This window comes from Paenibacillus endophyticus (genome assembly GCF_014192395.1).
GTDB lineage: Bacteria > Bacillota > Bacilli > Paenibacillales > Paenibacillaceae > Pristimantibacillus > Pristimantibacillus endophyticus.
Genome location: NZ_JACHXW010000002.1, coordinates 165,670 through 191,180, shown reverse-complemented (window position 1 = coordinate 191,180; position 25,511 = coordinate 165,670). Strand labels below are relative to the sequence as shown.

The window sequence follows — 25,511 nt, the reverse complement described above, 5'->3', positions numbered from 1 at the left end:
TAGATGAGAACGATCGTTGAAGCACGGCAAGTGAAAAAATTATTCGGCTCAAAGGGAAGCGTATCGACCGCGCTGCAGGAGATTGACCTGACGGTGCTTGAAGGTGAGTTTGTAGGCATTATGGGGCCGTCGGGTTCGGGCAAATCGACGCTGCTGCATTTGATTGCGGCTATCGATGAGCCGACGGCTGGCTCCATCCATATCGATGGCAGCAATCTCCATACGATGAACGAGGAGCAAATATCGAAGTTCCGCCGCGACAAGCTGGGCTTCTTGTTTCAGGATTACAATTTGCTTGATACGTTGACGGTAAAGGAAAATATATTGCTGCCGCTTGCGCTCGCTAAGGTTCCTGTTGCGGAGCTGGAGCTGCGCGTTGAAGAAATCACCGACAAATTCGGAATAAAGCCGCTGCTTGCCAAATATCCATACCAGCTCTCGGGCGGTCAGAAGCAGCGAACAGCCGCTTCGCGCGCCATTATTGCAAGGCCCAGCCTCATTCTCGCCGACGAGCCGACCGGAGCGCTCGATTCCAAGTCGGCTACCGATCTGCTGGAAAGCTTGAAGGAATTGAACGAGCAGGATCAGGCTACGCTGCTGATGGTGACGCATGATGCCTTCGCCGCAAGCTATTGCAGCCGCGTGCTGTTTATTAAGGATGGAACTATTTTCACCGAATTAGTGAAAGGGCAAACACCGCGCAAAGCTTTTTTTCGGAAAATATTAGATGTGCTTTCGGTGCTTGGAGGTGGAGCAGGTGACGTTATTTAGCACGGCAGTCAAAAACATGAAGGGCAACTTTCGCAATTATCTGATCTATTTCGTGTCAATGATGTTCAGCGTCGTTATCTATCATACATTCGTATCGCTGCAGTACAGCACGGACGTTCAAGCGAGCATAGCGCTCTCCAAAAACGTAGAGGTTACCTTTAAGACCGCTTCGTTCGTCCTGATCTTGTTTGTCTTCATCTTCATCTGGTACTCGAACTCGTTTTTTACACGGAAACGGAAGAAGGAAGTGGCGCTTTACTCCCTGCTTGGCGTAAGGAAACGTTCGATCGGCAAAATGCTCTTCTACGAAAATCTGATCATCAGCACCATCGTGCTTGCTGCTGGCATTCTGATTGGCACGCTGCTCTCCAAAATGTTCGGAATGCTATTGCTCAAGCTGCTCGGAACAACGGCGGAGATCGGATTTCACGTATCGGGCAGCGCAATCTTGAATACGACACTGGTGTTCGCCGTCATTATTCTGATCACGTCTATTCAAGGCTACAGGCTTATTTACCGCTTCAAGCTCATCGATCTTTTTCAAGCGGACAAACAAGCCGAGTCTGTTCCGAAGGCATCTCCTTTACTGGCTCTGCTGGCCGCCATTCTGCTGGCAACCGGGTATGTATTTATTTCCTTATCCTTTGATTCCGAGTCCGATTTAATGCGCAATTATGGCGTGGCTTTCGTCGGGATTACTTTGGGCACGTATTTGCTGTTTCGCTGCTTAACCGTATTTCTGCTGCGTCTCGCGCAAAAGAATAAAGCTAGGTACTACCGGGGGCTTAACGTAGTTGGAACATCACAGCTGCTGTTTCGGATGCGCGGCAACGTTGGAACGCTGACGATTATTGCATTGCTCAGCGCGTTCACGCTGCTTGCAACCGATATCGCGTTCAGCCAATATTACACGAACACGAAGCATGCGGAGCAAACCTCGCCGTTCAGTTACATGCATCTATCGCAAGGGCAAGCGTTCGACGAGCAGGTCAATCGGATCATTGCAGCTGACAGCAAGCATGCGGTAACGGCAGCTATTGACATCCCGGTCATTAAATCAAGCGGCCGCACATCAAGCTCAGTCGTGTTTCCGGAGCGCTATTCCGAAGAGGAGGATAAGCCGGTCAAAATCATTTCAACAACTACTTATGGCGTAATAGCCAAGGCGCTTCATCTTGAACGAGCGGTCAATCCGGCAGCAGGCGAAGCCGTAGCCGTGAAGACGATGTACACCGACTACAGCCTGTCTGATTACAAGAAGGAGAAGCTGACGCTTGAGCTGCCTACGCGTAGCTGGGAGCTGTCATTCAGCGACCTGCTGGAGGATCGGATTTTAAGCTGGTCGTTCCCTGACTTCGTAATCGTCATATGCGACGATCTTTACGGTGACCTAAAAGATCTAAGTTCCGAGGTTCTCTACAAGGCATACAAGGTAGAGGGAGAGTCATCGACAGCTGAGACAGCCACGGAGCTGATGCTGCTGGATGGAGCGGAGAAAGCAGGTCTAACCTCCTATTACCATGAGTATAAAACGGGCTTGGAAGACACGGGAATCGGCACGTTCGTCGCCGTGTTCCTGGGCTTAGTCTTTTTGGCCGCAACCGGCAGCATTCTGTATTTCAAGCAGCTTACCGAAGCGCATTCAGATAAGGAGAGGTATACGATTCTGCGTAAAATAGGGGTGACAAGGAAAGAGATTCGCGCATCCATATTGAAGCAGTCCCTGTTCATATTCGGGCTTCCGCTGCTGCTCGGCATCACGCATAGCATTGTCGTCGTGAACGCCATGTCTAAGCTGTTCTCCAATTTGGTTGATGTGAACTTTACGGTACCCGTACTCTTCTCCACTGCCTTATACGTGATGATTTATTTGTTCTATTACATTCTGACAGTGACCTCTTTCAACAAAATCGTGAACGACTAAATCGTGAACGGCTAAACCATCGAGCGGCTCCTGTGCCATTCTGGCTGATCCATAACGCTGCTTGTCAATCCCGTCTTTGCAAAATAACGCGTCATCGCACGGATCATATATTCGCGACCAATGGGACCCCAAGGGTCCCATTCGCGCGAATCGGGATAATAGACGCGATTTTCCTTGACCGCACGAAGATTCTGCCATCGCTCGTTGCTCGCCAGCTCGTTCACTTCGGTCTCTTCGCTCCAAATGATCAAAATGTTCTCAGGGTCCAAGTCAAACAGCTGCTCAAGCGCATTGTCGATGTAGACCGAATGCGTAATTCGTTCATCATTTTTGAACTGCAGCCGCCGGTAGAACAGCTCTGTGAACGTGTGATCTTTAATTCCGTATAATCGGCAATTGTCCGGAAGCAGCCGAATAATAACCCATTTGCCGTGTTTGGTGGCGGAAGAGAGCTTTTTTCTTGTTTCCTGCTCGAGCAAGGTCATCTGCCGTATGATGCGCTCTGCTTCCCGTTCCTTCTGGACGCGTACCGCGATGCTTCGCAGATAATGCTCCCAGGTTGTGGAAGGATCAATAAAAATCGTATTTTTATTGGCGTTCCATAGTTGGTCATTCGGATTTTTTTGAAACTCCGTTTTGAGAATCATATCTGGAGATAACCGCATGACGTCGCTCGTCATAATGGTCCGCTCCGCGTTTAGCGGAATCGTTCCCGATAACCGATCATGCAAATAGGTCGGGAAACCGGAAGGCGTCGTGAAATATTTCGGATAGCTGGGTGCAGCAATTGGCAGTATGCCGAGGGCGAGCAAATGATCCTGCAGAAAATAACTGCTGACGACAGCGATTTTTCGGTCGCGCCGCTTGAGAAAGACGGAGGGGGAAATTCCTTCCGTCTTTTTGAATACACGGCTGAAATACAGCTCATCCTGGTAGCCGATTGACGTCGCGACGTCGCGCAGCGCGGCGCCTGGCTCGCTCATAAGCTCCTTCGCGCGCATCATGCGCAGTCTCGTTAAATAATGGCCGGGTGTCAGCCCTGTCATTTTTTTGAAAGCGCGGCAATAAGAGCTGGGTGTCATTCCCGCCATAACCGGGAGGTCGCTCATTTGAATCGCCTTCGCAAACTTTTCTTCCATATAGGCTATCGTTTGCTGCACGGATTCGTTAACCGTCAGCTTGTTTGTTTTTGGCGGGACATGCATGTGCAGCAGAAGCTCGCAGAAGAGCTGCTGTCTTTTGATGTGGCTCAGCATGCTTTGTTCCTTGAACGCCTGATGCAGCTGAATAACCAATGTTTCTGTGGCAGCAGCCGAAGCATAGCGGACGAGCTGCTCCTCGTCATATAACGGTGAGGGATGTGATACTGCCGTCACGCTATGCTCATCATTGGCTGCTAGCCGAACGAATCTGTAGTGGATGAGATGGATGCGAATCAAGTTATCCGAATCATTCATGATCTGGATTTTCATCGCGGGCTCAAGCAAGAAGATTGCTCCTGCTTTAAGCGGGTAAGGCTGTTCATTTATGAAGAGGCAGCCGCTGCCATTTTGGATACAGCAGATTGAGCTCCGCCTAGTTATAAACGGCTTGGAGCGAAAGCCAGGCTTGTATGTATGGTGTTTTATTGATAGCGGAGCAAAAGACAGCAATGGATGATCAGTATGCAATAGCGTACATCCCCTTAGCGACGAATGGTGGATTTTTGGATTTGAGAACCATTATCAATAACATCTTATCAAAAATGGAAAGACAAAAAAAGCGGTTTCTGATGCAAACGCATAAAAAATGATGTTTTTGTCCATATGAATCGGACAATATCGTGTATACAAATTGGAAATCCTGATCTGTAGAATAGTATTGAAAATGATTATCATTCACATGGCGGGAGGGAATGGAACCATTTCTTACATCATGCTTTGGAGTAAGGCGGGGACAGGGAAACGCAGCTATTTGCTGCTTGCATACGCATTATGCTTGATCGTCACACTCGCTGGCTGTGGAACAGCCGGCAGCGAAACGGAAGCCAATCCGAAGGAGCAAATGGCTGAAGCAGCTGGAAACAGCGATCCGTTCGCGGATGCCGATCCTGTTGCCATCCCGGATACGGAGTCGGGTATTTCGGATATGTCAGGCTTGATCAAATCGCTTAAACAAGCGGTGGAAGCCGATCAAACAGATGAGGCAAAGGCGTTCGCCCAGCAAATGGCAGGACTGTGGGTTGCGATGAAGCCAGACGTACAAGCAGCCGACTCTGCCAGGACTCAGAGGCTGCAGGAGGATTTGCGCCAACTTATTCAAGCCGTTCAAGCAAGCAAATGGGACAAAGAGCTGATTATTCAGCTTGATTACAAGCTCTACCAAAGCTTCCGCGATTTAAAGCTGGAGCAGCAGGACCAATAAAACACAGAATAGGTGGAATTTAAATGTCTTCGGTCAAAAAACGGTTCATGGGTCTATTATTAACACTCGCACTTGTGATTACAATCATACCCGTTACGGCGGCAACCGCAGCAGCGGCAGCAATCAACGTAACGGTTGACGGCAAAAAAGTATCTTTCGCTGTTGCTCCGCAAACGATTAACGGGCGTACGCTAGTTCCATACCGCACAATCGCGGAGACACTTGGCGGAGCTGTGAAATATGATGAGAAAGCCAAAAAAGCGACGATTACGAAAGGCAGCCAGAAGGTTGAACTAACGCTTGGCAGCAAAACGGCGAAGATCAATGGCGCTTCCGTAGCATTGGATGCGGCTCCTGCGAACGTAAAAGGCAGTGTGCTTGTACCCCTTCGGTTCGTAGGCGAGTCACTAGGCGTATGGGTCAACTGGAATGCGAAAACCTCAACTGCAGCCCTTGAGACGAAAAAGACGTTCAAGCATGCGCTTGGCACTACAACGTTGAACAGCGTTCCGAAGCGCGTCGTTATTTTATTCAACGGCGGCGTAGACATCTCCGTATTGCTTGGCGTGAAACCGGTAGGCGCAGTAGAGTCCTATGTGCAGCAGCCTTTCTATGAATATATCCGTTCGGGTCTAATTGGCACAAAAACGCTTGGCGACGAGACGCAGCCGAACGTCGAAGCGATCGTTGGCTTGAAGCCTGATCTGATTATTGCTACGAAAGACCGCCATGAGAAAATATACGACCAGCTCAAAGCGATCGCGCCAACGATCGTAACGAAGGATCTCACTGATTGGCAAGACAATCTGGACGTTGCTGCTTCTGTCTTGAACAAAGAAGAAATCGCTGCTAAGTTTATGGCAGATTGGAAAGTGAAAGTAGCGGATTTCAAAAGCAAGCTGGCAGCAAAGGATAAAGGCGCTGAAATTTCCATCATCCGCATCAATCCAAATGGAAGCGCACGTGCTTATAATACGGGTTTTGCCTATAAGATCTTCCAAGAGCTGGGCTTCGCAACGCCGAAAGCGCAGCTTGCAACGAAGCAAGAAATTATTAACGTAACGTCGAAGGAGCAGGTAAGCCTGCTGGACGGCGATTATATCTTTGACTTTACAACGGATTGGGACGGCGACGGTGCGATCTTCAAATACCAGAAAGAATGGACGGATAGTCCGCTTTGGAAAAATCTCGACGCCGTTAAGAACAAAAAATATTACAAGGTTAACGCGGTAAGTTGGAACCTATCCGGCGGCGCAATGGCTGCGAAGCTAATGCTTGATGATTTGTATTTCTACTTTGACCTGAACTAACCGTTAAGCAAGCAAACCAATAGCTGGGAGCCTACAAAGAATGAGCCATAGCGCTCATTCTTTTGTGCGACTATAAGGCTTATTAGGATATGGGGTTGCGGCTGATATATCGTTTCACGCTAGAGGCTTTCGCCATCCGTGGATGGCGGGAGCCGTCTGTGCTTTATTCATTAAACGTAATGGGAGCGTTCGACGGAATGAATAATGGAAGAAACAGCACCATAGGCAAGATCGCAGGATTAGTTGCAGGCTTCATTGTTATGTTAGGCTGCTTCATCGCCAGCGTCCGATTCGGATTTACGACAATCAAATGGAGCGATCTGATGGCAGTCATTACCGATTACGACGAAAGCTCGATGGAGCAGGTTGTCGTAATGACGACAAGGCTGCCCCGCGCATGCATGGCGGCAGCGATTGGAGCGAGCCTGGCGATGGCCGGGGCCATCATGCAAGCTATAACGAGAAATCCGCTTGCCTCTCCTAGCGTGATGGGCATTAACGCAGGCGCGAGCGTGGGAATTGTAGCGGCGATTACGGTTTTCAAAGTGACGCAAATGAGTGTGCTCGTATGGATTTCATTCGGCGGGGCAGCGGTGGCAGCTGCAGTCGTCTATGCACTAGGGTCGCTAGGCAGAGACGGGCTGTCCCCGCTCAAAATCATTATGGCGGGCTCCGCGATGACCGCTTTGTTCGTGTCTATGACGCAAGGAATGCTTGTCCATAACGAGAATGGCTTGCAGGATGTTATGTTTTGGCTGGCCGGTTCGATCGCAGGGCGGGACATCCAAACGTTGGAGGCTGTTATTCCTTATATGGGAGTCGGTTGGTTAGCCGCAGTCCTGCTGTCCAGGCAGTTGAATATCATCGGAATGGGCGAGGAGGCAGCGAGAGGACTTGGCCAGCGGACGGGGCTTATTAAGCTGGCTGCGGGCATTATCGTTGTGGTGCTGGCAGGCGGTGCCGTGTCGGTAGCCGGTCCGATCGGCTTAATCGGCATCGTAATACCGCATATAGCGCGTTACATTTGCGGCCAGGATTATCGCTGGCTGTTACCTTATTGTGCCTTGCTCGGAGCGGTTCTGCTGCTAGCCGCAGACGTGATCGCTCGCTTCATCATACTGCCGGAAGAGGTCCCCGTCGGCATTATGACAGCGGCGATTGGGGCGCCGTTCTTCATCTACATCGCCCGAAAGGAGCTGATGACAAGATGAAGCATTCCGTTGCAGGCACAGGACGCAGGGCGCGGCGTTTCCACTTGAAAACTGTTCGAGCAGCCTTGCTGCTCGGAGCGGCTGCAATTCTCGTGCTCATCGCGAGTTTAGCGTTTGGCGAGCAGTTGATTAAGCCGGCTGAGGTATGGGGCGCCTTGTTGGGCAAAGGAAACCCTGATCATGTTCTAATCGTGCAGTCGCTGCGCGCGCCAAGGGTCATCGTGGCTTTTCTCGTCGGCGCATCGCTTGCGGTTGCAGGAGCGATCCTGCAGAGCGTTATCCGTAATCCGCTGGCTGCACCTGACGTGGTTGGAATTACAGGCGGGGCATCCGTCGGAGCCGTAGCTTTTATTACTTATATGCCAAGCGCGGTGAGCATTCATTTTTTGCCGTTTGCTGCTGTACTTGGGGCGTTCGGAGCAGCCTTGCTTATTTATTTCATTGCGTGGAAAAACGGCGTTAATCCGTTCCGACTCGTGCTCGTTGGCATCGGAATTGCATCGCTGCTATCGGCGATAACGACCTTCATGCTCGTATTCAGCCCAGCTTATTCGGCAAGCTCCTCTTATATATGGCTCACCGGGACGGTATACGGTTCGACTTGGAGCTATGTGTGGAACCTTTTGCCATGGAGCATCGTCTTATTGGGTATCTTGTATTTCTACACGAGACAGTTGAATATGCAGCTCCTTGGCGATGAGCTGGCTATCGGTCTTGGAAGCCGGGTCCAGAGGCACCGATTTATACTCATTCTGATTAGCGTCGGTTTGGCAGGCTCTGCCGTTTCAATCGGCGGCGTTATCGGATTCGTCGGGCTGATCGCACCGCATGCGGCTCGGCGTATGGTCGGACCGATGGTCAGCAGGCTCATTCCCATATCGGCTCTTTTCGGCGGTATCATCGTTGCATTAGCCGACTTAATTGCTCGGACGGCTTTTTTGCCGCTTGACATACCGGTCGGCGTATTTACTTCCGGCATTGGCGCGCCATTCTTTATTTATTTGCTGTATCGTACCAGAAATAACAGGTAGCGCTGCTCTGCAGCGAGACTTGATCGGGGGAAGTGGGATTGTTTGAGGCGAAGACTTATCCTTGTATCATGCCTCTTGATTGCGGTTGCAGCCATAACCATGTTTTTGCTTCGGGTCATCGTGGATGAGGTTACCGTTCAGCGAATGATAACCTTTCAGGAAGCGGAGCCGAATTCCCAGGTCGTTTGGAAAGACGGTGAGACGATAAGAGCATTCGAATACGCATTTCGTTTCGGAAAGAAACAGCCGGGCATAGTTGACGTCGCTTTCCCTCCATATGCAGTCACACTCGGCAATCGCCAATATTTTCTATGGGTCTCGGACGAATACGAAGTCGGTACGTACATGAAGCAAGGAGATACGGGAACGTTGTATCACCTGCAGAAATCATCATCAGCGAAGCTGCAATCGATTCTTGCGCAAGCGTATTCGGTTAGCGGCAATGCTTCGGCAGCTGAGGGTGAGGCGGAGCGAAACATGGATTTGTCATTCTTAGAAGGCAGGGAGCTGCATGACCTGCCTAACGAGTCTCCTTCGCCGACAGGAGAGGGCTATGCACCAGCCTATTTAGACAGCCATTTATATACGGATGATGAGCGCCTGCTAGTCGAGCTCATTAATCTGCGGATTGGATTTATGCATGAGAGCAATAGGGATGAGCTTATGAATCTGTATACGGATTCGGCAAGAGAGGCGAGGCAGGGAGCTGGAAGCTTTAATGGATTCACGGTAACGAGCATAAGGGTTGATGGCGAAATTTCGATAAACGAACAGAAAGGTTTGTTCGAGGCGACTGTCCGTACGATACAAAGCCGCGATGGCGGCGATCCTTCGAGCACATTATATGTTTTTCATCGCGGCAAAGAGCAAGGGGCGGTATGGCGCATTGCCGATGTCGACTAAAAAAGCGGGAGCCGATGGCTGGTTAAGTCATCGGCTCCCGCTTTTTAATGCTGTCATTTTCCAATTAGCCCGTTACAAACTCTACCTCAATATGAACAACTTCGGAGCGGCTTCCGATTCTTATCGGCGGGCCCCATGAACCAAAGCCGGAGGATACGATAGCGTGTAGACTGCCCTTTTTCAGATAACCCCAGTCCAGCTCGAACAAGCGCTTCGTAATAAGATGGTTAGGCATCATTTGGCCGCGGTGCGTGTGGCCGGATACGGAAATGTCGATGCCATTCTCAGCAGCCTTCGCGATATCGGACGGCTGATGGTCAAGCATAATAAGCGGCTTTGATTGATCGAGCGGCGCGATGAGGTCGCCGATTGTCATTCTTCCATCAGCCCCGAAGCCTGCGGAGGCTTTGTCCTTGCGGCCGACGAGATAAAAGCTGTCTGCGATGAGCGCTGACTCATCCATGAGCACTCGGATGCCAATCGCATCCATGGCAGTGATGAATTCAGGCACTTTGCGGCCAATATATTCATGATTGCCAGTTACCGCGTATACGCCTAAAGGCGCCTTCAGCTTGCCGAGCACCGCCGACATGTTTTTACGAAGAAACGGTTCAATATCATCGTCGAGAATGTCGCCGGGCAGCAGAATGAGGTCAGGCTGGATCTGTTCGATGTGGCTAACCAGCCTCTCCAAATGCCGATTGCCGACGATATTGCCAAGATGAAGATCCGACGCCATGGCAATTCGCAGCTTCTTCAGCTCTCCTGCAGGCTTTTGCACCTGAACCTGGTAGGTTCGAATGATAGGGCTCCATGCGTTCCAGCTGCCACGGAGCAGTAGGATGGCCATCAGACCGAAGACGACGCTGCCTACACCAACGATATAAACAGCTGGATCTGCTCCTGTTGCTTTCAGAATAAGAGCAATAATATTTGCCGGCGGTAGAATGAGGACGGCATATTCCAGGATGGCGAACCAATAGGATCCAACGACCTTAAACGCTTCGGCGATCGGGCGCAGCGGCGTGCCATAAGCAGCGCGGCCGATGATATACGCATAAGCGATAAGACCGGCGGCCAGCGTGTACCAGCCTGCGGATTTCAAGTCGAACACGGTGGATAAGAACAGCCATCCATTCCAGCCGATATAGAAGGAAATACCGCTGTATACAAGCAATACGCAAAAAATAATAGCAATAAAACGCAGCTTCATCCCTCAACGCTCCCTAGCTTTTTATCTATTAGCTTCTAAGCTGAATTTACTATAGCATACAGGGACTTGGCACAGCAAAAAATGCGAGATTAGCAGAAGGCGATCATCCTATGCCTGCTATCTTGCACATAGAATCGTGCGCCGACTGCACAATCGTTGCGCAGGCTGCTAGCCTATGGTATCGTTTCGTCATAGAGAATAGCGCATATAAACGGAAACGGAGCGAATAATGAAATGAAATCGCTTGTATTGGCAGAAAAACCGAGTGTAGCGAAGGAGATCGCGCGTGTGCTTGGCTGTGGACAGAAACATAAGGGCTATATGGAAGGTCCGAAATACGTGGTGACTTGGGCACTCGGACATCTTGTGACATTGGCTGAGCCGGAGGATTACGATCCAAAATATAAAACATGGAATTTGGAAGATTTGCCGCTTCTTCCCCATAAAATGAATTTGAAGATCATGAAGGAAACTTCCCAGCAATACAGAGCAGTTGCCCAGCTATGCAAGCGGCAGGACATCGGCGAGCTCATTATCGCAACCGATGCAGGGCGCGAAGGCGAACTTGTTGCGCGCTGGATCATGGAGCTTGTTCATTGGAGAAAGCCGTTCAAGAGGCTGTGGATTTCCTCGCAGACGGATAAAGCGATCAAGGACGGCTTTAATCAATTGAAGCCGGGCAAGGATTATAACCATTTGTACGCTTCGGCGGTTTGCCGGGCAGAAGCGGATTGGCTGATCGGACTGAATGTGACGCGTGCATTGACGACCAAATATAATGCCCAACTTGCAGCGGGCCGCGTACAAACGCCGACGCTCGCTATGCTGATGGAGAGGGAACAGGAAATTCAATCGTTTCAATCTCAGCCCTATTGGAATGTGTTCGCTGATTTTGGCGACTTCTCTGCTATCTGGCGGGAACAGGACGCCCATGACGGGCGCATATGGAGCCGTGAGGAAGCTGATGCCATTTCTGCAAGAATCAAGCGCGGGCAAGCGAAGGTAAGCAGGCTCCGTACGGTGGAGAAATCTGAGCCGCATCCTCAGGCCTATGACTTGACGGAACTGCAGCGCGATGCGAATAAGAAGCTGGGCTTCTCGGCCAAACAGACTTCGAACGTGCTTCAGAAGCTGTATGAGCAGCATAAGCTCGTAACGTACCCGCGTACGGACTCCCGGTATTTGTCCAGCGACATGGTCCCGACCTTAAAAGGGAGGCTTGAGAGCATTGCCGTGGGACCTTACGCGCAGCTTGCGCGCAGGCTGGTGAGAATGCAGCTGCCGGTTACGAAGCGAATTGTCGATGATTCGAAGGTTACCGATCACCATGCCATTATTCCTACGGAACAATTCGTTAACATAGCCGCACTGAGCAATGACGAACGGAGACTGTATGATCTGATCGTCAGACGCTTCATTGCTCTATTCTATGGGCCTTACCGTTATGATGAGACTAGCGTCGTGTTAACTGTGGACAAGGATCAGTTCTATGCCAAAGGCAAGATCGAGAAGGAAAAAGGCTGGAAAGAAATTTATCAAACGAGTGTGAATGCTTCCAGCCAGGATGATGACGATGACGATGACGGAGCGGGCGATGCTGGAGAAAGCAAAGCCGACCGCCAGCCTTCCCAGCTTCTGCCGCCGCTCTCGAATGCGCAGACACTAACGGTTAAGCAAGAGAAAATACGGGAGCTGCGTACGCTGCCGCCGCCTCGGTACACGGAAGCTACGCTGCTCACCCGGATGGAGAAGCACAGTCTTGGAACACCAGCGACAAGAGCCGATATTATCGAGAAGCTGCTAGGAACGGATACCATTACACGGACGCAAAATAAGCTGATGCCTACTGGCAAAGGAAAGCAATTGATAGAGCTGGTGGTAAAGGAGCTTAGAAGCCCGGATCTGACGGCCAAGTGGGAGCAGGATTTGGAGCGGATCGCCAAGGGCAAGGGAGATCCTGCAGCTTTTATGAAAAACGTACGTCAGCAAGCAGCCAAATGGGTGTCGGAGGTCATTGCGGAGACGAAGGAATACAAGCCGCATAATCTGACGCATTCGCGATGTCCAGAATGCGAGAAGCCGCTGCTTGAGATAAACGGCAAGCGGGGCAAATCACTCGTATGCTCGGATCGCGAATGCGGGTACCGCCGTGCCGCGGAGCCGATGCTATCGAACAAGCGCTGCCCGAACTGCCATAAAAAAATGGAGATCAAGGACGGCAAAGCAGGGAAATTTGCGCAATGCAAGCCGTGCAATGTCATTGAGATGCTTGGCGACAAGCAGAATGGCAAAGTTAATCGGAAGCAGAACCAGAAGCTGATTGAGCAATACAGCGATAATACGTCTTTATCGAACAGCTTGGCTGATAAATTGAAAGCTGCGCTTGAGAAACAATCGGATTAATAACGATCGTATAAGTCGGCAAGCTCACCATCGTGAGAGCTTGCCGGCTTTTTATTTATTGATTCTAAAGGGCAGTAATGCAGGGCTGCCCTTAGCCTTAAACCTAGCAGATGCTGCTAGTCTTCCAAATAAAGGCTACTAACCTATGTCATTCATCCAAGAGATAGATAGTACTCCGTCATATGCTATGGATATGAAGATAGGAAAGGGGTTAGATTGGGATGGGTGAACATCAGGGCAGGCAGTTGGCCAGCAAATGGGCGAAAACGGCAATCTTGCTTTCACACTCGAGCATCGCGCCGCATATTCCTCCTACACGGAGATTTACGCCGAACAACCTTAGATCCATGCTGGATTCTCATCAAATGGTCGTCGTAAAACCAGTTGTTGGGGCTGGCGGGCATGGTGTGATTAAAGTAACGAGGGACAGTGGGGGCTACGCGTATACTTATTATTCGCAGACGAAACGGTTTGCTAGCTTCGGAGCGTTAATAGGTGCACTTAACAAACAACGCAAGGGCCGTTCCTATTTGATTCAAAAGGGCATTTATCTAGCAACAGTGGATGGCAAGCCAATTGACTACCGGGTGAAATACGTGAAGACAGATAATGGCTGGGTCTACCGTGCAATCGTCGGACGCATTGCCAAAAGGGGTTTGTTCGTTACGAATTTGTGCAGGGGCGGCACCATGGTAACCGCAGCTGAGGGCATAAGCAAATCGCTATCCTCTGCGCAGGTTTCGGAGAAAAAGAATAAAATGCGAGAGCTGACTGTACTCTCGACTGCTGTGCTTGAGGCTAAATATCCGGGAATCGGCCAGCTCGGCTTTGATTACGGAATTGATAAGCAAGGAAAGATATGGATTTTTGAAGTCAATACACGGCCGCAATAAGCTGAAGGGGCTGTCCCCAATAAAAGAGCAAGCCGTCCATAACGGGCGGCTGCTTCTTTTCAGATTCATTTCGAAAAATGAGAGCTCTTATTCGCTAAGTTGCAATAAAGGGTAAAAGGAATCTTCAGCCTACTAATCAAATGGTGCTGAAGGTTCTTTTGTGCGTTTTATGGAGCAGGCCTATTCGGAATGACCTTATCGGGACAAGCATATTTTCTCAGCAGGATGAATGTAAAGTTAAGAAGTTGCAACATCATCTGCATCTTCAATCGGTTTGTGGAAAAAAGATCCGCTCCGCAAGCCGTCTACGAACTGCTGAAGCCAGCTGTAGTAGTCGATGCCATGCCGCAGCTTATGCAGATCTTTCAGACAAAGCTGCCGCTCCTCCTCCTCGGTTTCTTTGGCCAATATGATTTCGGAGAGAGGGGGGATCACTTCGTTGATCGCCCCGAGCATCACGTCGATCTCGCGCTGCAGCTTCGCGGCGAAGAAGTTTTGAAACGCTTGAAAGAAGTCGGTTTCTGCGACATACAGGTCTTTGCGCTCCTGCTTTTCGTCAAGCTTCATTATCATCTTCGAATCCATCAGGGAACGGACGGCGTAGCTCATATTGCTTTTACTCATATTCATATGCTGCTTCATTTCCTCGAGCGTCATCGGCTTATCTTCAAAAAACATAACCCCGTACAGCTGACCGAAGGAATAGTTGGCTCCATATAAATCCATCGTTTGTGCAATAGCGTCAATAATTTTCCCTCTAATTTGCTCTTGCGTCGCCGGAGTGTCGCCTGTATCGGGACTGGATGCTCTCTTCATATTTTTCACCCGCATCATTCAAATTTTCGAATTTCTTTACAAGATCTTTAACGGAAGTTGACGTTCCGATAATGCAGTCGTCATACACTGAACGTACAATAATTCTTGAACGATAGAGGTGAATAACCATTTAATACGACTATTATAACAAATATTAAGGAAAAATTGAACGTAATTAAGGAGGGTGCTGAAACCCGCTATGGTTAAGGAATGGAAGGCTCTTTTATTCACGCTGCCGGCAATGATTCCATTGATCGTGTTCTGGATTATCCCGCTTGGCACGATATTTTACTTGAGCTTTACGGATTGGGATTTCATGAGTCCGGTTAAAACCTTCGTCGGCCTAGATAATTATTTGTATTTGTTCGACAATCCCGCCTTTTACCAGTCGCTTGGCGTCACGCTGCTTTTCTGCCTAGGGAGCGTATTGCCGGTCATGCTTGGAGGCCTCGGGCTTGCGCTGCTGCTGAATCGAACACTGAAGGGGGCAGCATGGTACCGCACGCTGATGTTCTCCCCGTGGGTGACTCCAACGGTTGCTGTATCGATCGTATGGTCTTGGATATTCGAACCAAAGGTGGGACTGGCCAATACGGTGCTGCGCTGGTTCGGCTTGGAGGGGGTTGGCTGGCTTCAGGATACAAGCTGGGCGCTGGCGGGTGTGCTGATCGTGACGATCTGGAAGCTGATCGGCTGGACGATGGTGTTCTACATCGTAGCACTGCAGAACGTGCCGCGCGAGCTGCTGCAAGCGGGCGAGCTTGACGGTGCGGGGAGCTGGAGCAAGCTGAGGCACATCACGCTGCCGCTCATTTCGCCGACTACTTTGTTTCTATTTATCGTCCAAACGATCTCGGCGCTTCAAGCCTATGACCAAATTAACGTGCTGACCCAAGGAGGCCCTGCTGGTTCAACGAGAACGCTGCTGTACATGTATTATCAATCGGCGTTCGAGTCCTTCGATATCGGCGAGGCCTCGTCGGTAGCCGTCGTGCTGGTGCTCGCTTGCATGCTTCTTTCGGTCATTTCGTTTGCGGTAAGTCGCAAAACCGTTCACTACAGCTCGTAATCACAAGGAATGACAGAAAGGAGAGCTTAACCTTGCCAGCCGTTCACCGTGTTCGAAGGATGCTCCATCATCTCATTCTTCTGCTATTCAGCGCCGCTATGGCTTTTCCATTCTATTGGATGGCGACCAGCGCGCTCAAAACAAACGATGAGATTTGGCAATTTCCCCCGACCTTCTGGCCTAACTCGCCCCAATGGGGCAATTACTTGGAAGCTTGGCTGGAGGCGCCATTTTGGCGGTATTTAACGAACAGCATCGTCGTAGCTGCCGTTATAGTCGTGTTACAGGCGATGAACTCCGCGATGATGGCATACGCCCTTACGCATATGCGCTTTCGATTGAAGAAAGCTTTTACCGCCGTCATTATGCTTGGCTATATGATACCTAGCACCGCGGTGTACTTGCCAAGCTATATGATTCTAGCGAAGCTGAACCTGCTAGACTCTTATGCGGGGCTTATTCTATCGAATTGCGTCAGCGTATTCTCGATTTTTTTGATCAGACAAGCTTTTCTCCAGGTATCGCATGAGCTGGTAGAAGCAGGACAGATCGACGGCGCGTCGCATATGCGAATCTTGGTCTCCATCTTAGTTCCAGTGGCGCGGTCATCCTTTGTCGTTCTCGCTCTTATCACCTTCATTGATCATTATAATAACTATTTCTGGCCGATGCTGATTACTAAAAATCCGGATTTGCAGCTTGTTTCAGCCGGCTTGAGAAGCTTCTTCGTGGAAGGAGGGGCTTACGGTTTAAAATGGCCGCTCATTATGGCAGCAAGCTCGTTTACGATAGCGCCGCTGCTTGTCCTGTTTCTTTTTGCGCAAAAAACGATTCTGAAAAGCTTTAATATGTCTGCCGGCGCTAGCAAGGGCTGATTGGAAATTGAAACGCTTAATACGTTGACCGATTCATACAAATAGAGTGGAGGAAACAATACGATGTTGAACAAGAAAAAAGGATTAGCTTTGATGATGGCAGTAAGCTTTACGGTGCTTTCCGCCTGCGGACAAGCCGAAAGCAGCACGAACGGCGCAGCGAGCGGCACGAATGCGCCAACAAATGCAGCAACGAACGAGGCAGCGCCTAAAGAGCCCGTTACGATTGAATTCTGGTACGGCCTAGGCGGCAAGCTGGGAGATACGATGAAGGAGAAAATTGAGCTGTTCAACAGCTCTCAGCAGGAAGTAGTCGTGAAAGGGATCGCGCAAGCGGACTATTCGGAAACGGAACAGAAGCTTCAAGCGGCCATTGCGGCGAAGCAAGCGCCAGCAGCCGTGCTTTCCTCGAATATGACTTGGGCGCAAAAGGGACTCTTCACGGACATGAGTGACATGATTGCTGCGGATTCAGCCTTTAATAAGGAGGACTTCGTGCAAACCTTCCTGGGTCAAGGACAATTGGATGGCAAGCAGTTTTTCCTCCCGATGTACGGCACGACCCAGGTCATGTATTACCGGAAGGATGCGCTAGAGAAAAACGGGTTAACGCCTGACAACTTCAAAACCTGGGAGGCACTAGCGGAATCAACGGCGAAGATGACGACAAAGACTGATGGGAAAACGAGCTTTTTCGGATGGGAACCGATGTGGGGCAAGGACAATATGATGGATGCTGTTTTCAGCAAGGGCGGATCGGTGCTTAGCGAGGACGGCAAAACAGTCATGATCGACTCGCCTGAATGGATCGAGACATGGGAGCTGTTCCGCAAATGGATTCACGAGGACCAAATTATGACGATTCACTCCGGCGGTCAAGGCTGGGAATATTGGTATAAGACAATCGATGATGTCATGAAGGGCCATGCGGCAGGCTACACGGGCTCAAGCGGAGACCAAGGCGATCTGGATTTCAATATTGTAGGTGCGATGGAGCAGCCAGGCTGGGAAGGCGCTGGAGAAGGCAAGCCTGCGGCATCAGCTATCATGGCAGGCATTCCATCTGGCGTGAGCGATGAGCAAAAGGCTGCAGCCTACAAATGGTTGACGTTCTTCTCGCAGCCACAGAATACGGCTTCATGGTCGATTAGCACAGGCTATATCGCTGTACGCTCATCGGCTTTGGAGGATGAGGCGTACAAAGCATTCAGCGTGCAAAACCCGCAAATCAAAGTGCCGCTTATGCAGGCAGCTCATGCATCGGCTCCTTTCCAAGACCCTACAGGGGGCAAAATAAACGATGCGCTTACCATCGCGGCAGACAAAGTTCAGATCGGCAACGTCTCAGCTGAACAAGCGTTAAAGGAAGCGAAGGCAACAGCACAGAAGGAACTGGATAGATTGAAATAGGGGTGATCGACATTATGCCTGACTTAATCATACACAATCGAGCATACAAGGTGACAGGCATCTTGTTCGATAAGGATGGAACGCTGCTCGACTTTATCGCCATGTGGGGCTGTTGGAGCGAATCCGTATTTGAGGCATTCGCGCAGCAGCTAAGGAAGCGAGGCCTTACCTTTTCATCCGATATCGTTCCGAGATTGTGGGGAACGATACATGGGAAAGACGGAAAAATTACCGATTACGACCGGAATGGTCCCCTTGCGATGGGTTCAATGCAAGATTTGTACGCGGTGCTGTCCTGGCAAAGCTACCAGGCAGGCCTGTCATGGGCGGAGTCGATGGAGCTTGTGCAGCAATGCAAGCAGCATGCGGATAGGGAGCTGGAACGGCTGCGGCCGGCCCAGCCCCTTCCGGGGCTGCTTGCCTTTCTGGCAAGCTGCAAGGAGCACGGCTTAAAGCTCGGCGTAGTTACGGCTGATGATACAGAGTCTGCAGAGCGGCATTTGGCATGGATGGGGATACGAAGCTATTTCGACGCCGTGGTTGGAAGCGATCTTGTTGAGCTAGGAAAGCCGTTTCCCGACATGATGCAGCAAGCCTGCGGGAAGCTGTCTCTTTCATGCTCGGATACGGCCATCTTTGGCGATACGAATGGCGATATGCGAATGGGCCTGGCAGCAGGCGCAGCTGTTTCCATCGGCATTCATGCAGCTGCGAATGCAGCAACTGCCGCGCAGTTGCTGCCCGATGCGAATGAATGGATAAGCGGATACTCGCAGCTCCGTATCGGGAGGCGATCCGATGAAGGCTGATACGGGGTGGGGCTGGACGTTTCTGCTGCTTGCGATTGTTTTGGAACTGACGGGAACCGTTTCGATGAAATATTCGGCGGGCTTCTCCCGTTTTTGGCCATCCGTGCTTATGTTCGTATTCTACGGGGCGAGCTTTACGATGCTCAATTTCGCATTAGCCTATATGAACGTTAGCGTAGCGTATGCAATATGGTCCGGCATTGGCATTATTTTGATCACCTTGGCCAGCTTTATCATGTTTCATGAGAAGCTTCCGGTTGCTTCATTGCTTTGGATCGGGTTAATCGTTGTGGGGGTAGTAGGATTGAATATGAGTGTTAAAGCCCACTGAACATGAATAGAAAAAGGAGGTCGTTCCGATGCTGAAACCATTGGCTGGCGATTCACGCGTGTTTCCGGCAGGAGAAGACGAGCGGACGCCCATTATAAGCTTTCAGGTTATAACGGATACGCATGTGACGACAGACCCCGAGCATCTTCATAATGAACATTGGATGCATGCGCTTCAGGATATTGCCGCAAATGCTGATAGCAGCATTGGTATCATGCATGTAGGAGATGTGACCGATCGAGGGCTTCGTGCCGAGTACGAGGAATTTGTCCGGATATGGGACATCTATAAAGCTGAATTGCCGCCGATTTGGCTTACGTACGGCAATCATGATATTTTTCTTAGCGAATGGGCGAGTCAATTGAGCCTCTATGAAAAATTTACGGGGATGAAGGGACCCTATCATGACGTTTGGCTTCAAAACTATCATTTTATTTTTTTGGGCTCGGAGCAAGGGTTGAAGGATTTTGCTTATTTGAGCGCGGACCAGCTTTCTTGGCTCGATCATAAGCTTAGCGAGAGAGCAGATGCTGCAAAACCGAAGTTCGTTTTCCTCCACCAGCCTCTGAAGGATACGGTAGCGGGGTCTTTGGAATCTCAAGGCTGGTTTGGCGTAACGCAGGATAAGGAGCTGAAGGAAGTGCTGGAGAAGTACCCAGAGGCGATTATGTTTAGCGGGCACACGCACTGGGAGCTGGAAGCGGGCTTAACGGCTTTCGACGGCAAGGGGGAGACGGCCGTATTATTCAATTGCTCGTCGGTTGCCTATCTATGGACGAATGAGGATGAGTACAAGGAAGGCAGCCAAGGCCTTTATGTAGACGTATATAAGGATAAAGTAATCGTGCGCGGCAGAGATTTCACTGCCTCCGCATGGGTAGCGTCAGCAGCCTACGAGGTGAGCGCTGGCAGAGGAGCAGAAAGCCCTTAGGGGCTTTTTTGCCGTCTGGAAGCTAGCAAATTGAAGGAAATATGTAATGCCGTTAATATATTCCATTAATAGATTCATAGATTTCGATTAAAGTTTTTTATAGCATAGCTTAGCAAAACGACCTGTGGATAACTGTATCCACATTATTCACATTGATTTTACTCATAGATATACGTATATGCACACGCTATGCACACCGTATCCACAACATCTTGTGTATAACTAGGGCTGTTGTCCTTCTATTAGTGCCATGCTACTATGAACAAGTAATAACCAAAGGATGGAAGAAAGGGTGTGTAGTGATGGAGCTACTGTCCGATGAAATGCTGGTAGACACCTATTATGCAGCTATCCAATTTAAATTGGAGCCCGATTTTATACGAATGCTGGCTATTGAAATGAAACGAAGACGACTTAATCCGGAAACGGTCAGAATTACTGCTTAATGAGGCTACGGTCAGAATTACTGCTTAATGCGGGAACGAGCTGCAGTCGCAACATGATTACCATTCCATAACCGATACTTCGGTTGCTTGGTTGCAAGTCGGGCAATATAGCATATGCATGCAGGCGCGAGCAGCTTGCTCAGCCGCCTCATTTCGGAGCGGATCGACATCGATTTGACCATAGGGAGCATATGGGCCTGTCAGATCGGATGAACGGCCGCAATCAACAATTGCGCTATCGCAAGAGGAGCAGCGTTCATGCAGAGATTGAATTCCGTTGCAAACCGGACAAAACATAAGGGTATCCTCCTTGGCACGCCTCGCATATGTATGCGATAGGTGAACGTTTGATTAAACGCCAAGGTTAGGATACCCTTATGTTTGAATTTTAACTAAACGTGCAATAGGTCATATGGTTATCTTTTCATATTGCTGCTATGACCAGGCGACAGCTTAGCGCTTGGGTCAACATAAACCTTCGCGTTGTTAATCGCAGTCGGAGCCTCGCCGAATCCTACTGCAATCAGCTTAAGCTTGCCAGGATAAGTCGTAATATCACCAGCCGCGAATATGCCCGGTATGTTCGTCTCCATCCGGGTATCCACAACAATCGAACCTCCCTGAATGTGAATGCCCCAATCCGCTATAGGACCAAGCGAAGAGATGAAACCGAAATTGACGATGACGGCATCAACATCCAGCTCGGTTGTTTCCATCGTTTTGACATCGGTCAGTGTCAGTTTCGTTATACGGTCCTCGCCGTGCAGCGCTGTAATTTCCTTTGGCGTGAGGACATTCACGCTGGATTGCTTCAACTGTTCGACACTATGCTCATGCGCTCGGAATTTATCTCTTCGGTGTATTAGCGTCACGCTTTCCGCTATCGGCTCGAGCATGAGTGACCAATCTACGGCTGAGTCGCCGCCGCCGCTTATCAGTACCTTCTGCCCTCTAAACCGCTGCAAGTCACCTACAAAATAATGAAGATTATTCTTTTCGAATTTGGAAGCCTCCGGCAGCTCAAGCCTTCTAGGCTCGAACGCGCCTACCCCAGCTGTAATAATAACGGCTTTGGCATAATGTGAACCTTTGTCAGTTATAATCTCAAAGAGGCGTTCGTCATGCTTAATGACGTTATTTACCTTTTCCTCCAAGCATATTTCTTGCTCGAAATGCGAAAGCTGCTCCACCAATCGGTCAACCAGCTCTTGTGCCGTTACTTTTGGAAATCCAGCAACGTCGTAAATATATTTTTCAGGATATAGCGCTGCAAGCTGACCGCCTAGTTGAGGCATGCTTTCAATAAGCTTAACGGATGCTTGGCGCATCCCGCCATAGAAAGCAGCGAACAAGCCTGCAGGCCCTCCTCCTATAATTAAAATATCGACTGGGCTTGCTGTTGTATCAGGGTTAGTCAATGTAGCCACCTCCATGTTATAAGCATTACGTTTTCAATTATAATCCTTCATAGAAGAAGAAGGAAATATTTAATTTGTATAGAGTTCTAAACAATTTCGTATATTTTGCCCTTGAACTTTTACTTAAAACTATGTAAAATTTCTGATGTATGTTATGCTCGGGACTGTTTGCAAAGAGTGGAGAAACCTCTTGTTTCCGAGTGAATGATACATTGATAAAACGGCTTCAATTAGAACACACTGAACTTATAATTATAGATATTCGGTTTAGCATGTGTAATTTTTCACAATGTAAAATGACAAAGATAAGAGGAATGGATGGGATCATACGATGAGCAACATACCTAAAATCGTCATTCTTGGCGCAGGGTACGGAGGCATACTAACAGCACTTCGCTTGCAAAAAGAATTAAACTACAATGAAGCTGACGTTACGCTAGTTAATAAACATGACTATCATTATATTACAACACATCTTCATATGCCTGCCGCTGGGACGGACAATCCAGAAAACGCACGTGTGAGCATTTCGAAATTGATCGATGAATTCAAAATCGATTTCGTGAAATCGACGGTCGTGCAAATTCGTCCGCAGGATAAAAAAGTTATTCTCGAAGACGGGACGCTCTCTTACGACTATTTGGTAATCGGACTTGGCGGCGAGCCTGAAACATTCGGCATTCCGGGCCTTGGCGAGCATGCCATGAATATCCGCAGCATCAACTCCGTTCGTTTAATTCGCGAACATATCGAGTATCAATTTGCTCGTTTCAAGCGCGAACCGCACCGTACGGATTATTTGACTTTCGTTGTAGGCGGCGCAGGCTTTACTGGAATTGAATTTGTTGGCGAGCTTTCCGACCGTATCCCAGAGCTTTGCAAGCAATTCGACGTAGATCCTGCGCTAGTGAAAATTTACAATATCGAGGCTGCGCCAACGGCACTTCCAGGCTTTGATCCTGAGCTTGTTGAATACGGCATGGACGTATTGACGAAGAAAGGTGTCACGTTCCGCATTGGAACGGCGATCAAAGAGTGTTCGCCTGAGGGTGTTGTAGTTGGAGAAGGTGAAGAAATCAAGTCTGCAACAGTCATCTGGACCGGCGGAATCCGCGGCAACCGCCTCATTGAAGAAGCTGGCTTCGAGACGATGCGCGGCCGCGTGAAGGTGGATGAGTTCCTTCGTTCGCCAGGCAATGAGAATATCTATATCGTAGGCGACAATTCACTTATGTTTAATCCGGAAGGCCGTCCGTATCCGCCAACTGCTCAAATTGCCATGCAGCAGGGCGTTGTATGCGCGCATAATCTGGTTGCTTCGATCCGCAACCAACCGCCAAAGGGCTTCACGTTCAGCAACAAAGGAACAGTTGCATCACTTGGCAAAGGAGAGGCAATCGGCATCGCGTTCGGCAAAAAGTATAAAGGGCGCGTAGCAGCTTGGCTGAAAAAAGCAATCGACCTGCGCTACCTGTTCATTATCGGCGGGATCTCGCTCGTTCTTCGCAAAGGCAAATTCCTATAATGAGACATTGCAGCGTACAGGTGCGCGGCTTGCTGACACGGGATGAGCTTGATCGTTACAATGCTTTGATGGAGGTTGGTTCCTTCCTAGAGTCGCAGACGCGCTACGATTTGGCCTATACGGTGCAAAAAGAAGTGGACCTGCTGATTCAGCCGGCTATTGAGCGCTTGAAGGACAAAGGCCGCGAACGCGACCGTGCTACCCAGGAATACTTGGAATCAAAGCGCCTTGGCCTGCAAGACGATGAGGATGAAGACGAGGAATAGTTTTATATAGGAAGGCTTTCGCTATGGAAGCGGCATTGATGCCGTTTCTTGCGAAGGCCTTTTTTCGTGGCGATTTGCAAGGACGCGGAATGGAACCATTCTGGCACATATGATTTTATTGAAAATTGCATCGACTAAATTGCTACATATTATAAAGTTGAAAAAGAACCTCCACCTCCACTTTATAGTGGGATGAAGGTTCAGCAGTCCATTCTTATGTGAATGGCCGAAAAGGGATTACCCTTTAGAGACAACCCCTAAATAATCGGCTATATCGCCAGAAGTTCTGCGAATTTCTCACCGTTCAGAAAGTTGCCTATATAGAAATCGCCGAAATCAGCGAAACGCGCGCTCACTTCGTCAAAGCGCATTTCATAGATGAGCTTTTTGAACTGCAAGGCGTCGTCCGCAAATAGTGTCACGCCCCATTCCCAGTTGTCGAAGCCGACAGAGCCGGTAATGATTTGTTTCACTTTGCCCGCGTAGGAGCGGCCGATCATGCCGTGGCTGCGCATCATCGTTTTGCGTTCGTCCATGCTCAGCATGTACCAGTTGTCTTGCCCGTCGCGGCGTTTGTTCATCGGATAGAAGCAAATGTGGCTTGCTTTCGGAAGCGTAGGCTTCAGCCTTGCGATAATATCCGGATTTTGCATCGGATCGGATCCAGGTGCCGCCATATAGTTGCTAAGCTCGACGATGCTCACATAAGAGTGCACCGGGTAGGTGAAGCTCGCGAAGGACGTTTTGTTGAATGCGGTCTCGATGGCATTCAAGTCCTCAAGTGTTTCACGCAGATGCATGAACATAAAGTCAGCCTTCTGACCGACGATGGAATAGACAGCAGTGCTGCCTTCCTTATTTTCTTCAACTGTTGACCATTGCTGCAAAAAGCTTTGCAGCTCGTCCAGCGCACGGCTGCGCTCGCTCTCATCGGCTAAGCGCCATGCGGTCCAGTCGATGCTGCGGAAATCATGCAGCGCGTACCAGCCTTCTAATGTTTGTGCTGCTTCACTCATTGAATAAATGCTCCCTTCAAGCTCCATAATGATGCTGCCATCATTGTATCGTACTCTGGGCAAGCGGAGCAAATGGCGGTCTTGTGACATTTGTCCTTTCGTAATTGACTTCCTTCGGGCCATTAATTAAACTAATAACGAGAGTCTGAAAGGGGAAGTTTCGATGCTTCAGTTAATTATCGCAACGGTGCTGTTTTTAGTTATGATGTTCGGTATCGGCTTTATTCTGAATATGCTTTTAAAAACAACATGGTTCCCGATATATTTATTTATTATAGCTTTGATTGTACTTGGCATATGGGCTCCATGGGATGCTTCGGCGGAGACGACGATTCAAAACTTTGCCCACTACACGATAATTGACTACATTCCGGTCATCGGAGCTTTGGTCGGCGCTTATGTAAGCGGTTGGGCCATACAGGCGCTCCGCAAGGGCGGCTATAAAATGTTCTAATCGAAAAATCCCTCATTCGGGGGATTTTTCTATTTTTCGACACGTCCTGAACAACGGTTTTTATGTTAAAATGATAGAATGAA

General features: G+C 49.4%; 25 protein-coding genes. 19 read left to right on the top strand and 6 right to left on the bottom strand.

Translation table 11 applies throughout. The features are described from left to right. The first annotated feature begins 3 nt into the window (after nt 1-3). On the top strand, nt 4-771 hold the full coding sequence (locus FHS16_RS03490) for an ABC transporter ATP-binding protein (protein ID WP_183558926.1): 768 nt from the start codon (nt 4-6) through the stop codon (nt 769-771). Next, nucleotides 758-2,695 (top strand): ABC transporter permease, encoded by a 1,938-nt coding sequence (locus FHS16_RS03485; protein ID WP_183558924.1) that lies wholly within the window; start codon nt 758-760, stop codon nt 2,693-2,695. Before FHS16_RS03490 ends, FHS16_RS03485 begins: the two co-directional genes overlap by 14 nt. An 11-nt stretch (nt 2,696-2,706) precedes the next feature. On the opposite strand, the gene FHS16_RS03480 is transcribed toward FHS16_RS03485, so the two are convergent. Continuing rightward, on the bottom strand, nt 2,707-4,182 hold the full coding sequence (locus FHS16_RS03480; RefSeq protein ID WP_183558922.1) for a helix-turn-helix domain-containing protein: 1,476 nt from the start codon (nt 4,180-4,182) through the stop codon (nt 2,707-2,709). Between the two features lie 379 nt (nt 4,183-4,561). On the opposite strand from FHS16_RS03480, the gene FHS16_RS03475 reads away from it, so the two are divergent. The 5 genes from FHS16_RS03475 to FHS16_RS03455 all read left to right on the top strand — a co-directional run bounded on the left by FHS16_RS03475 (nt 4,562) and on the right by FHS16_RS03455 (nt 9,553). Then, complete coding sequence (locus FHS16_RS03475; protein ID WP_183558920.1) at nt 4,562-5,098, top strand: hypothetical protein; 537 nt, start codon at nt 4,562-4,564, stop codon at nt 5,096-5,098. 23 nt (nt 5,099-5,121) lie between these two features. Beyond that, nucleotides 5,122-6,408 (top strand): stalk domain-containing protein, encoded by a 1,287-nt coding sequence (locus tag FHS16_RS03470; RefSeq protein WP_183558918.1) that lies wholly within the window; start codon nt 5,122-5,124, stop codon nt 6,406-6,408. A gap of 197 nt (nt 6,409-6,605) precedes the next feature. After that, nucleotides 6,606-7,619, top strand: a complete 1,014-nt coding sequence (locus FHS16_RS03465; RefSeq protein WP_183558916.1) for a FecCD family ABC transporter permease — start codon at nt 6,606-6,608, stop codon at nt 7,617-7,619. Further along, a complete protein-coding gene (locus tag FHS16_RS03460; RefSeq protein ID WP_183558914.1) occupies nt 7,616-8,650 on the top strand; it encodes a FecCD family ABC transporter permease in 1,035 nt (344 codons plus the stop codon). Before FHS16_RS03465 ends, FHS16_RS03460 begins: the two co-directional genes overlap by 4 nt. A gap of 42 nt (nt 8,651-8,692) precedes the next feature. Beyond that, a complete protein-coding gene (locus FHS16_RS03455; protein WP_183558912.1) occupies nt 8,693-9,553 on the top strand; it encodes a YhfM domain-containing protein in 861 nt (286 codons plus the stop codon). Between the two features lie 64 nt (nt 9,554-9,617). Here the strand turns inward: FHS16_RS03455 and FHS16_RS03450 are convergent, their stop codons facing one another. Next, nucleotides 9,618-10,766, bottom strand: a complete 1,149-nt coding sequence (locus FHS16_RS03450) for a metallophosphoesterase (RefSeq protein WP_183558910.1) — start codon at nt 10,764-10,766, stop codon at nt 9,618-9,620. A gap of 234 nt (nt 10,767-11,000) precedes the next feature. Between FHS16_RS03450 and FHS16_RS03445 the strand changes: the two genes are divergently transcribed. Both FHS16_RS03445 and FHS16_RS03440 read left to right on the top strand, forming a co-directional pair. Further along, a complete protein-coding gene (locus FHS16_RS03445; RefSeq protein WP_183558908.1) occupies nt 11,001-13,169 on the top strand; it encodes a DNA topoisomerase III in 2,169 nt (722 codons plus the stop codon). Between the two features lie 221 nt (nt 13,170-13,390). Next, the gene (locus tag FHS16_RS03440; RefSeq protein ID WP_183558906.1) at nt 13,391-14,062 is read left to right on the top strand and encodes a YheC/YheD family protein; all 672 of its coding nucleotides are present in this window, start codon (nt 13,391-13,393) and stop codon (nt 14,060-14,062) included. Nucleotides 14,063-14,299: 237 nt separating this feature from the next. Here the strand turns inward: FHS16_RS03440 and FHS16_RS03435 are convergent, their stop codons facing one another. Further along, entirely contained in the window at nt 14,300-14,878 is a 579-nt protein-coding gene (locus FHS16_RS03435) for a GbsR/MarR family transcriptional regulator (RefSeq protein WP_183558904.1), read from the bottom strand. A gap of 199 nt (nt 14,879-15,077) precedes the next feature. Here FHS16_RS03435 and FHS16_RS03430 point away from each other — a divergent pair, with 199 nt between their 5' ends. The 7 genes from FHS16_RS03430 (at nt 15,078) to FHS16_RS03400 (ending at nt 20,749) form a co-directional block, all read left to right on the top strand. Then, on the top strand, nt 15,078-15,947 hold the full coding sequence (locus tag FHS16_RS03430; protein WP_221226262.1) for a carbohydrate ABC transporter permease: 870 nt from the start codon (nt 15,078-15,080) through the stop codon (nt 15,945-15,947). A gap of 59 nt (nt 15,948-16,006) precedes the next feature. Beyond that, a complete protein-coding gene (locus tag FHS16_RS03425) occupies nt 16,007-16,822 on the top strand; it encodes a carbohydrate ABC transporter permease (RefSeq protein WP_183559652.1) in 816 nt (271 codons plus the stop codon). Nucleotides 16,823-16,885: 63 nt separating this feature from the next. After that, nucleotides 16,886-18,232, top strand: a complete 1,347-nt coding sequence (locus FHS16_RS03420; RefSeq protein ID WP_183558902.1) for an extracellular solute-binding protein — start codon at nt 16,886-16,888, stop codon at nt 18,230-18,232. A 14-nt stretch (nt 18,233-18,246) separates the two neighbouring features. After that, entirely contained in the window at nt 18,247-19,041 is a 795-nt protein-coding gene (locus FHS16_RS03415; RefSeq protein ID WP_183558900.1) for an HAD family hydrolase, read from the top strand. Continuing rightward, complete coding sequence (locus FHS16_RS03410; protein ID WP_183558898.1) at nt 19,031-19,372, top strand: DMT family transporter; 342 nt, start codon at nt 19,031-19,033, stop codon at nt 19,370-19,372. Before FHS16_RS03415 ends, FHS16_RS03410 begins: the two co-directional genes overlap by 11 nt. Before the next feature lie 28 nt (nt 19,373-19,400). Further along, nucleotides 19,401-20,303: a metallophosphoesterase family protein gene (locus FHS16_RS03405; protein WP_183558896.1), complete on the top strand. Its 903-nt coding sequence runs from the start codon at nt 19,401-19,403 to the stop codon at nt 20,301-20,303. 302 nt (nt 20,304-20,605) lie between these two features. Further along, nucleotides 20,606-20,749 carry a sporulation histidine kinase inhibitor Sda gene (locus FHS16_RS03400; protein ID WP_183558894.1) on the top strand — a complete coding sequence of 48 codons (144 nt, stop codon included), beginning with the start codon at nt 20,606-20,608 and terminating at the stop codon, nt 20,747-20,749. Nucleotides 20,750-20,806: 57 nt separating this feature from the next. Here FHS16_RS03400 and FHS16_RS03395 read toward each other — a convergent pair whose 3' ends face one another. Then, entirely contained in the window at nt 20,807-21,046 is a 240-nt protein-coding gene (locus FHS16_RS03395) for a hypothetical protein (RefSeq protein WP_183558892.1), read from the bottom strand. Nucleotides 21,047-21,165: 119 nt separating this feature from the next. After that, nucleotides 21,166-22,167, bottom strand: coding sequence for an NAD(P)/FAD-dependent oxidoreductase (locus FHS16_RS03390; RefSeq protein ID WP_246431575.1), 1,002 nt, complete (start codon nt 22,165-22,167; stop codon nt 21,166-21,168). Between the two features lie 331 nt (nt 22,168-22,498). Between FHS16_RS03390 and FHS16_RS03385 the strand changes: the two genes are divergently transcribed. Continuing rightward, entirely contained in the window at nt 22,499-23,692 is a 1,194-nt protein-coding gene (locus FHS16_RS03385; protein WP_183558888.1) for an NAD(P)/FAD-dependent oxidoreductase, read from the top strand. Then, nucleotides 23,692-23,958 carry a hypothetical protein gene (locus FHS16_RS03380; RefSeq protein WP_183558886.1) on the top strand — a complete coding sequence of 89 codons (267 nt, stop codon included), beginning with the start codon at nt 23,692-23,694 and terminating at the stop codon, nt 23,956-23,958. The genes FHS16_RS03385 and FHS16_RS03380 overlap by 1 nt, the downstream gene beginning before the upstream one ends. A gap of 269 nt (nt 23,959-24,227) precedes the next feature. On the opposite strand, the gene hemQ is transcribed toward FHS16_RS03380, so the two are convergent. Beyond that, nucleotides 24,228-24,974: a hydrogen peroxide-dependent heme synthase gene (gene hemQ / locus FHS16_RS03375; RefSeq protein WP_183558884.1), complete on the bottom strand. Its 747-nt coding sequence runs from the start codon at nt 24,972-24,974 to the stop codon at nt 24,228-24,230. 163 nt (nt 24,975-25,137) lie between these two features. Here hemQ and FHS16_RS03370 point away from each other — a divergent pair, with 163 nt between their 5' ends. Further along, on the top strand, nt 25,138-25,428 hold the full coding sequence (locus tag FHS16_RS03370; RefSeq protein ID WP_183558882.1) for a YuiB family protein: 291 nt from the start codon (nt 25,138-25,140) through the stop codon (nt 25,426-25,428). Nucleotides 25,429-25,511 lie beyond the last annotated feature (83 nt).